This window comes from Nitrococcus sp. (assembly GCF_059432795.1).
This window is the reverse complement of record NZ_JBXWZQ010000167.1, coordinates 1-8,280: the sequence shown is the minus strand read 5'-3', so window position 1 is coordinate 8,280 and position 8,280 is coordinate 1. Positions and strand designations below refer to the sequence as shown.

Sequence of the window (8,280 nt, the reverse complement as noted above, 5' to 3'; positions counted from 1 at the left end):
CCGGCAGCGCCGGGACCATTTCGTTCATCTTATACGATTTGGCACGTACAAAAGTTCAACGACGTCGTTGAACCCATATTAAGCCCGCGGCTCCGGCTCGTCCGCGGCAAAATCCAATTCGACCCGGCCGCCATCCGGGTCATGGAAAAACAACTGCCAGGTGTCGAGCTCTTTCATGCGAGTCAGCTTGTATTCGATGCCATGGCGTTTGAGCGTACCTACCATGGACTGCAGGTCAGCGGCGGGGAAGGCCATATGGTCAATGACACCGGGGGCGCTTTCCGGCAACGTCCGCCCGGCGATGACATGCCGGATGGCCTCCTTGTGCTCCGGTGCGTAAAGCCAGGCGCCCGTGGAGCTCATCGGCGGACGATAACCTTCCCGGAGGCCCAGTATTTCAAGATAGAAAGCCTTGGTTTTTCCAGGTCGCTGCTTAGAACAGTAAAGTGATTCATGCCTTTGATTGTCATCGCGACTCCTTACATTCGTCTTGCAAAGATCACTGACTCTAAGCGCACCAGCAGTATAAACCGCCGCTTCTCACGCCAGCATCTCCTCCGCGTGGCGGCCTTGCAGATGGTCTAGCCTCACTGCCCTGGCCCCGAAGAGATTCAATCCACGAGCGTGCCAGAATCGATCTTCAGCGCCCAGACCGCAGTGCGGCCCTGCTCGCCTTCGGCGACCAGCAGCAGGGCCGCGTGGCCGGTGTCGTAGACCATCATGTAGTTCATGCCGCTGGCAAAGGGCAGCGTGGCCGAGGGGAGCTGCTGCCAGCGGTCAGCGGCGAGCTCGTAGAGCCAGGTCTCGGTGCTCGCCTGCTTGGCGCCGTCTTTCTTCGGCGTGCGGTCGACCAGCACCACCGTGCGTTTCAGGCGGGGCTCGTAGGCCATCGGGTTGTGCTGATCCGCCGGCGGTCGCCGGCCGGACGTCGGCATCTTGACCGCGGCCTCGCTGCCGGGCCGGTAAACGACGATGTCGTTGGCGTTTTTGTTGGTCCCGAAGACCACCAGCGCGTCCTCCGCCTCGTCCCAGACGCAGCTCGTGTGCCAGCCGAAGATGCCGGCCTCGGCGACCTTGCGCCATCGTCTCGGCGCTCCCTCGAGCACGAAGACCCCGTTGGGCCGATACCCGTAGATCGTCTTTCGTCCGGCAGCGTAGGCGGCGCAGTAGGCAAAGAAGTGCACGGCCTCGCCGTCGAGAGCCGACCACTCGCGCCCCTGCAGATCGAAGGTCCAGGTCGGATGGCGTTCGACCCGCTCCCACAGGCCCTCGAGGCTGTTGGAGAAACGGCCCGGCACCATGTGCTGAGGCATCGAAGCGACCACCAGCTCATCGCGGGCGGCGTCGCAGATCAGAGCGCCGAAGGTGTGCATCGCCCAGGGGTGCCGGCCATGCGCGCCGGCAACCGGCAGACCCCGCTCGTCGACCGCCTAGCTCGAGCGGGGGGCGTCCCGGTACGCTCGCGTCCAGCGTTCCGCCGCCACCTCGAAGAAGAGCGGGCTGTTCGACCAGTCGCGGCCGTGGGTATCGCTGCCGAAGATCACAATCCGGCCGCGGCGGCTGTCGAAGCAGGCGCCGGCGTGGGCCTGCCGCTTGAAGGTCAGATCATCATCACGCCCCTGCTCGTGCAGAAGCAGCCATCGCCCGGCCGGCATCTCGACGAGGCGGGGGTTGCGGCGCGGCACCTCGGCGGCCTGCGCTAGCTGGAACAGGACGAGGAACGCGAATATGAGGTGACGCATGGCATTCGTAAGACCCGGCTCCTGGGGCCGGGTTCAGGCGAGCTCTCCGATCACGCGTCTAGCTAGTATGAACGACCTTTTTTGCCTTTTCCGGGCTCTCCTCAGTTTCGGCACCTGTGGTCAGCGATCGCTCCAACTCGCCAATCGGGGGCACATACACCGTTAGATCACCGACAGATCTCGGCTTTGATAAGTGGCACGGCCCCGAAAAAGGAGAATGAAATAGCCCACCCAGCTGCCATTGCAGTCGGCGCTTCACGGTAGCCGGGTCTCGGCGGGAACGCTCAGCGATCCGGCTGACCCATTGGCGTGCCGGAACCGCGGCGGCCCGGGTCATCGCCGGGGATCGTTCCGAAGATCTTGTTATTCCCCGGTTGAAACCGAGGCTGTCGCACGCAGCCGTAGTGTTCGAGCTCCGGCAGCAGCATAAAGCCCGCATCGCATTTGCAGCTCTGCACATTGCCGTGCCACACGGGTGTCCCGCGCGGACCGCAATCCCTGACGCCGCGGGCCACGCCTTCTGTCGGCTCGCCCTCCTCGGTCTCGAATCCGGGCAGGGGCTCGACCTCGTCGAGTCCTATGCCCATTGCGTGCAGGCGCTTCACCGCCCCACGGTGCCCATGCACATGGGCGGTCTTATACCAGCGCGCCGCGCGGCGGACGTCTTTGGCGACACCGCGGCCCGTCTCGTAGAGCCTGGCGATGTTGAACATGGCCTTGGGGTGCTGCTGCGCGGCCGCTTTACGAAACCAGTACATGGCCTGCGCGTAGTCGCGCTTTACCCCGAGACCGTGTAAAAAAGCGTAGCCGTAGCTGTTCTGCCCATTTTTCCAGCCGCCCTGCGCCGAGCGGCGCAGCCACACGATAGCGGCCCGAGGATCTTTCGCGACCCCGCGCCCCCGCAGATACGAGCGCCCGAGCGCGTCCATCGCTATGAGGTCGCCGCGTTGCGCCCCAAGGCGAATCCATCGGATCGCGCGGGCCTTGTCCACCGCGCCGAAATCACCGGCGCGATAGCACCAGCCCACGCCGTAGGCGCCCGTTGCGTGACCCGCCTCGGCCGCTGCGCGGAATAATTCGCAGCCGCGGCGTTTGTCGGTGGCGACCCCGTTGCCGTAGTAATAGCGGATTGCGCGATCGTAAATGGCCTGCGCGTTTTCCGCGACCGCGCTCGGCGCGAGTGCGCTCAGCACCAACCAGCCCGCCAGCCAGGCGGCGGCACGTCTCCCGTACCTAGTCGCCCGAGCGCGCGCAGCGCGCGACGACTTCGGGGTATTTGTCACGGTATTTATCCAGTTGCGCGTTGAGCTGGGCGATTTTCGCCGAGACGCCCGCGACCGCGAGCCGGGCACGGCGATGCGCGTCGACGAACTCAGTCAGGTTGGTGGCGAGCGGCTTGCCGCCGCTGCCGAGCCCCACGTACTCCGCGGCCCTGTCGGGATTCGGCAGGACACCATAGACGCCCGCAATAGACTCGGCGACGTAGTTTTCGAACTCGCGCTTGGCCTCGTTGTAGCGAGCAAGTTGGGCCGCGTCCTCTTTGCGAAAATCGGTGCAGAACTGCTTTTCGGCGTCCAGCACCAGAGGCCGCTTGGCCGCACAGGTCTCCATGTATTTGACGCCGTCATCGCTTGCGCGTGTTTTGTTGAGCCTGCTCAGGCGCCACTTGGCGGACCTGTAGGAAGGGTGCCGGCTCAGCCTTTGCCACTCGCGTTGCAAAAACGCGTAGATGGCCTGATCACGTTGGTACTCGGGGTCGTTTTCGTGCTCCTCGATGGCATCCTGCAGGGCGTGAATGGCGCGGCAGCCGGGCATCTCGTCAGCCCCTAAGACAGACGCGGCCCCGCCGATGAGCGCCGCGCAAAACGCGGCCAGCAGAGGCTTCGGGACGGGGGTGCGGACATCTGCGCTCATAACCACCTCCGCAACCGGGTATGCGCCCTGCCACCCTGCCGCGCTTTGGCGAGGCCGGAAAATCCCACTCTTATATCGAATATAGTCAGGGTCAGCGGATTTATCGAAACGATGCCGACGCGCGTAGCCGAGCTGTTATATCTGAAATTGCATATATTCGACTAGCCGTATATATTTGCCAACCAATGCCGGCTTCCATCGCCTTCGCCGCCGGGTCCCGTTCATTTTGAATCGGTTAGGTCAACGAGCGCATGCACGTACCGCTTGAATCCGACGATTCGACGACACCGCCACTGCAGCCTGAAGCGCTCTTCCGCGCCCTGTCCGATCGCACGCGGCTGCGCGCGGCCGTGCTGCTGGCACGCTCGGGCGAGCTCTGCGTCTGCGAGCTCACGATCGCCCTGCGTGTGCCCCAGCCGAAAATGTCACGTCACCTGGCCGTGCTGCGCGAGACGGGGCTGGTGGACGCGCGCCGGGACCGGGTCTGGATCCACTACCGCCTCGCCGGCGCCCTCCCCGCCTGGGCGCGGGAGACAATACGCGCCGTCGCCGATGGTTGCTCTCACCAGCTCCCCTTCACGCAGGACGCCGAGCGCCTGCACCGCAGGCCCGACCGACCCGGCGGGCGCTGTTCAATCTGACCGGCGGAGACCGATTCATGTCCAAACCGACACACGTGCTCTTTGTCTGCACCGGCAACGCCTGCCGCTCCCAGATGGCCGAGGGGTGGCTGCGCGCTCTGGCCGGCGGGCGTGCCGAGCCGCGCTCGGCCGGCATCGAAGCGCACGGCCAGAATCCCCGGGCCGTCGAGGTGATGGCTGAGGCCGGCGTGGACATCAGCGCCCAGGCATCGAGCGTTCTGCGGGACGAGGACTTGACGTGGGCCGATGTCATCGTGACCGTCTGCGGCCACGCCGAGGAGCACTGCCCGGCTGTGCCGCCCGGTATTCGCCGCCTCCACTGGCCGCTCGCCGACCCCGCCAGGGCCTCGGGCACGGAGGCGCAGATCATGGCCGAGTTCCGCCGCACCCGCGAGGAGATCCGCGAGCGGGTGATCGCGTGGCTCGACGAAGCGAACGCCTGAATCCCTCTCAATTCGGAGATTGCGAAGCATGAGCCCACAAGATGAGACGAGCCCTGCGGCGATGGGCGTTTTCGAGCGCTATCTCTCGCTCTGGGTGGCATTGGCCATTGTCGCGGGCATCGGCCTCGGCACTGTGTTCCCCGGAGTGTTCGCCACACTCAGCGGCCTGGAGGCCGCCCACGTCAATCTCGTGGTGGCGGTGCTGATCTGGGCGATGGTCTATCCCATGATGATCAACGTCGATTTCGCCTCGCTGCGGCACGTGGGGGAAAAGCCGAAGGGACTGACCATTACCCTCGTCGTCAACTGGCTCGTCAAACCGTTCACCATGGCGGGGCTGGGTCTTTTGTTTTTCCAGTACGTATTCGCCGGGCTGGTCCCGGCGGCCGATGCGCAGTCCTACGTCGCCGGCATGATTCTGCTGGGCGCGGCGCCGTGCACCGCGATGGTGTTCGTCTGGAGCCAGCTCACGCGCGGCGACGCGAGCTACACGCTGGTGCAGGTGGCGTTGAACGATCTCATCATGCTCTTCGCCTTCGCGCCCCTCGTGGCGCTGCTGCTCGGCGTGGCCGACGTCGTCGTGCCCTGGCAGACGCTGCTGTTATCGGTCGTGCTGTACGTGATGCTCCCGCTCATTGCCGGCCATCTGACCCGGCAGCGCCTCCTGTCGCGCGGCGGTGAGGCGGCCGTCATGGCCTTCACGCAGCGCATCAAGCCGGCCACCGTTATCGGTCTCGTTCTTACCGTGCTGCTGCTGTTCGCATTTCAGGGCGAGCGCATTCTCAATCAGCCAATGGTCATCCTTTTGATCGCCATTCCGCTTGTCCTTCAAAGCGTGGGGATATTCGGGCTCGCCTACCTTTGGGCGAAGCGTTGGAACGTCCCCATCCGCATCGGGGCACCGGCGGCGCTGATCGGCACCTCGAATTTCTTCGAGCTGGCCGTGGCGGTCGCCATCAGCCTGTTCGGGCTTCACTCCGGCGCGGCGCTCGCCACCGTCGTCGGCGTGCTCGTCGAGGTGCCGGTCATGCTCGCGCTGGTGGCGGTGGTGAACCGCTCGCGGCGCTGGTACGGCGAGCCTGCCGACGCCCGCCAACCGTTGCACGAGAGCGCTTGAGGGGCACCCGGTAATCTGCAACGATGCACCGGTTGCGACGGCGAGATCGATGACGTCGTGGTTTCTGCCGATGTCCGCCCACAAAAACCCATGAGCGGTGTTGCGATCGGAATCGATCTCGGCACCGGCGGTGCCCGTGCGGCGCTCGTCGATGCCGATGCGGTGGTGCTGGCGCTCGTGGAAGTACCGATCGCACCCGCCCGCTGCCGCGACCCCGATGCGTGGTGGCAGGCGGCTTGCGAGGCGCTCGCCGCGCTGCGCGGTCAGGCGGCCCTTGCCGCCGTGCGGGCGCTGGCGATCGACGCTACCTCGGGGACGGTGCTGCCGGTCGATGCGGCGGGGCAACCGCTCGGCCCCGCGAGCCTCTACAACGATCTGGCCGAAGCCGCGGACGTCGCCCGCCTGGGGGGCATCGTGCCAACCGCCAGCGCCGCGCACGGCGCCACCTCGCCGCTTGCCAAGTTCCTGCGCCTGCAGCAGCTTCCGGGGCTTGCGCGGATGCTGCATCAGGCGGACTGGATCGCCGGGCGGCTCACCGGCCGGTTCGATGCCACCGATGAGAACAACGCCCTCAAGAGCGGCTACGATCCGGTCGCGCGGCGCTGGCCCGACTACCTCTCCCGGCTCGGCGCCGACCCGGCGCGGCTGCCTGCCGTGCACCCGCCCGGAACCCCGATCGGGACGATTCTGCCCGAGGTCGCCGATACGCTCGGCCTGCCACGCCGGGTCCTGATTGCCGCCGGCACCACCGATGGCTGCGCCGCCTTCCTCGCCACCGGCGCGGCCGAAACGGGTGAAGGGGTGACCTCGCTCGGCACCACGCTGACGCTCAAGCAACTCTCCGATACGCCACTCTTCGCGCCGCAATTCGGCGTCTACAGTCACCGCCTAGGCGATCGCTGGCTCGCGGGCGGCGCCTCGAACGTCGGCGGCGCCGTGCTGGCGGCCCATTTCAAGCCGGAGGCGCTGAAACGGCTTAGCGCCGCGATTGATCCCGCGCTCGAAAGCCCGCTCGACTACTATCCGCTGGCGCGATCGGGCGAGCGCTTCCCGATCGCCGATCCCGCGCTCGCACCGCGCTTGACCCCCCGCCCGGAGGATGACGTGGCGTTCCTGCACGGGCTGCTGGAAGGGATCGCGCGGGTGGAGGCGCTCGGCTACCGCCGGCTCGCCGAGCTCGGCGGCCCGCCGCTCCGCGCCGTGCGCAGCGTCGGCGGCGGCGCCCGCAATGCCGCCTGGACGGCGATCCGGGCGCGGGTGCTGGGCGTTTCCCTACGGCCCGCCGCCGCCGAGCAGGCGGCCGCGGGCACCGCGCGCCTCGCGCTCGCCGCGCTCGATTGAGCCGCACATTGAGCATACGCGCCACGGAAAACCCGCTACTCGCCGATTGGCCGCCACTTCCTCATGCGCATCGAGCCACTGTAGCGACCGCTTCACAAAAAACGCCCGCCGCTGCCGCTATGCTGGAACCTCGAGCGCGGTAAGGGGGTGACATGCGAGCATTGGATCAGGCGCTGCAAAGCGCGGCGGGTATCATCCTCGGCAAACCGGAGCGCCTGCGTCTGGCGCTGACCTGCCTGCTGGCACGCGGCCATCTGCTGATCGAGGACTTGCCGGGCGTGGGCAAAACCACACTCGCGCAGACCCTGGCGCGCGTGCTGGGGCTGGAGTTCAAGCGCGTGCAGTTCACCAGCGACCTGCTGCCCGGCGACATCCTCGGCGTATCCATGTTCGATCGCGAGCGGCAGCGGTTCGACTTCCAGCCCGGCCCCATCTTCACCCAGGTGCTGCTCGCCGACGAAATCAACCGCGCCAGCCCCAAAACTCAGAGCGCGCTGCTCGAAGCCATGGAGGAACGCCAAGTCACGGTGGACGGCACCACCCGTGCCCTGCCCGAACCCTTCTTCGTCATTGCCACGCAGAACCCGGCCTACCAGGTCGGCACCTTCCCGCTGCCGGAGTCGCAGCTCGACCGCTTTCTGATGCGCCTGGACCTCGGCTACCCCTCGGCGGCCGCCGAACGGGAGCTGCTGAACGCCGCGGACCGCCGTGAGCTGCTGCACGACACCCAAGCGCTGCTCGATCCGCACGAGCTGCTGCGCTTGCAGAGCCAGGTGAGCCGCGTCCACGCGAGTCCCGCGCTGGTCGACTACCTGCTGGCGCTGCTGCACGCCTCGCGCCAGCATTCGCAGCTGCGCGAAGGGCTCTCGCCACGAGCCGGGCTGGCGCTCAAGCACAGCGCCCAGGCCTGGGCGCTGCTGGACAACCGGGACCATGTCATACCGGAGGACGTGCAGGCGGTTTTCGGCGCCGTCACCGCCCACCGCCTGCAGCCGCTGCACGACGCGGCGGGGCATGCGGACGCCGGCGCGCACCTTGCCGAGCGGCTGCAGGGCTCCGTGGCGGTTCCCTGATTCCTGCAC

At 66.8% G+C, this 8,280-nt stretch carries 10 protein-coding genes; 5 read left to right on the top strand and 5 right to left on the bottom strand.

Annotated features, from left to right (window positions below; genetic code table 11):
• Positions 1-78: 78 nt before the first annotated feature.
• From AC52Q4_RS11855 to AC52Q4_RS11835, 5 genes are all read right to left on the bottom strand, one after another.
• Positions 79-363, bottom strand: coding sequence for a VOC family protein (locus AC52Q4_RS11855; RefSeq protein ID WP_495537003.1), 285 nt, complete (start codon positions 361-363; stop codon positions 79-81).
• 248 nt (positions 364-611) lie between these two features.
• Positions 612-1,373, bottom strand: a complete 762-nt coding sequence (locus tag AC52Q4_RS11850; protein ID WP_495537002.1) for a hypothetical protein — start codon at positions 1,371-1,373, stop codon at positions 612-614.
• 57 nt (positions 1,374-1,430) lie between these two features.
• Positions 1,431-1,742, bottom strand: a complete 312-nt coding sequence (locus AC52Q4_RS11845) for a hypothetical protein (RefSeq protein WP_495537001.1) — start codon at positions 1,740-1,742, stop codon at positions 1,431-1,433.
• A gap of 284 nt (positions 1,743-2,026) precedes the next feature.
• Positions 2,027-2,935, bottom strand: coding sequence for a tetratricopeptide repeat protein (locus tag AC52Q4_RS11840; protein WP_495537000.1), 909 nt, complete (start codon positions 2,933-2,935; stop codon positions 2,027-2,029).
• A 40-nt stretch (positions 2,936-2,975) separates the two neighbouring features.
• The gene (locus AC52Q4_RS11835; RefSeq protein WP_495536999.1) at positions 2,976-3,656 is read right to left on the bottom strand and encodes a hypothetical protein; all 681 of its coding nucleotides are present in this window, start codon (positions 3,654-3,656) and stop codon (positions 2,976-2,978) included.
• Positions 3,657-3,907: 251 nt separating this feature from the next.
• Between AC52Q4_RS11835 and AC52Q4_RS11830 the strand changes: the two genes are divergently transcribed.
• The 5 genes from AC52Q4_RS11830 to AC52Q4_RS11810 all read left to right on the top strand — a co-directional run bounded on the left by AC52Q4_RS11830 (position 3,908) and on the right by AC52Q4_RS11810 (position 8,271).
• Complete coding sequence (locus AC52Q4_RS11830; protein WP_495536998.1) at positions 3,908-4,297, top strand: metalloregulator ArsR/SmtB family transcription factor; 390 nt, start codon at positions 3,908-3,910, stop codon at positions 4,295-4,297.
• Positions 4,298-4,314: 17 nt separating this feature from the next.
• Positions 4,315-4,740: an arsenate reductase ArsC gene (locus AC52Q4_RS11825; protein ID WP_495536997.1), complete on the top strand. Its 426-nt coding sequence runs from the start codon at positions 4,315-4,317 to the stop codon at positions 4,738-4,740.
• Between the two features lie 61 nt (positions 4,741-4,801).
• A complete protein-coding gene (gene arsB / locus AC52Q4_RS11820) occupies positions 4,802-5,857 on the top strand; it encodes an ACR3 family arsenite efflux transporter (RefSeq protein WP_495537004.1) in 1,056 nt (351 codons plus the stop codon).
• 90 nt (positions 5,858-5,947) lie between these two features.
• Positions 5,948-7,198 carry an FGGY-family carbohydrate kinase gene (locus AC52Q4_RS11815; RefSeq protein WP_495536996.1) on the top strand — a complete coding sequence of 417 codons (1,251 nt, stop codon included), beginning with the start codon at positions 5,948-5,950 and terminating at the stop codon, positions 7,196-7,198.
• Between the two features lie 152 nt (positions 7,199-7,350).
• The gene (locus tag AC52Q4_RS11810; protein ID WP_495536995.1) at positions 7,351-8,271 is read left to right on the top strand and encodes an AAA family ATPase; all 921 of its coding nucleotides are present in this window, start codon (positions 7,351-7,353) and stop codon (positions 8,269-8,271) included.
• Positions 8,272-8,280: the final 9 nt, after the last annotated feature.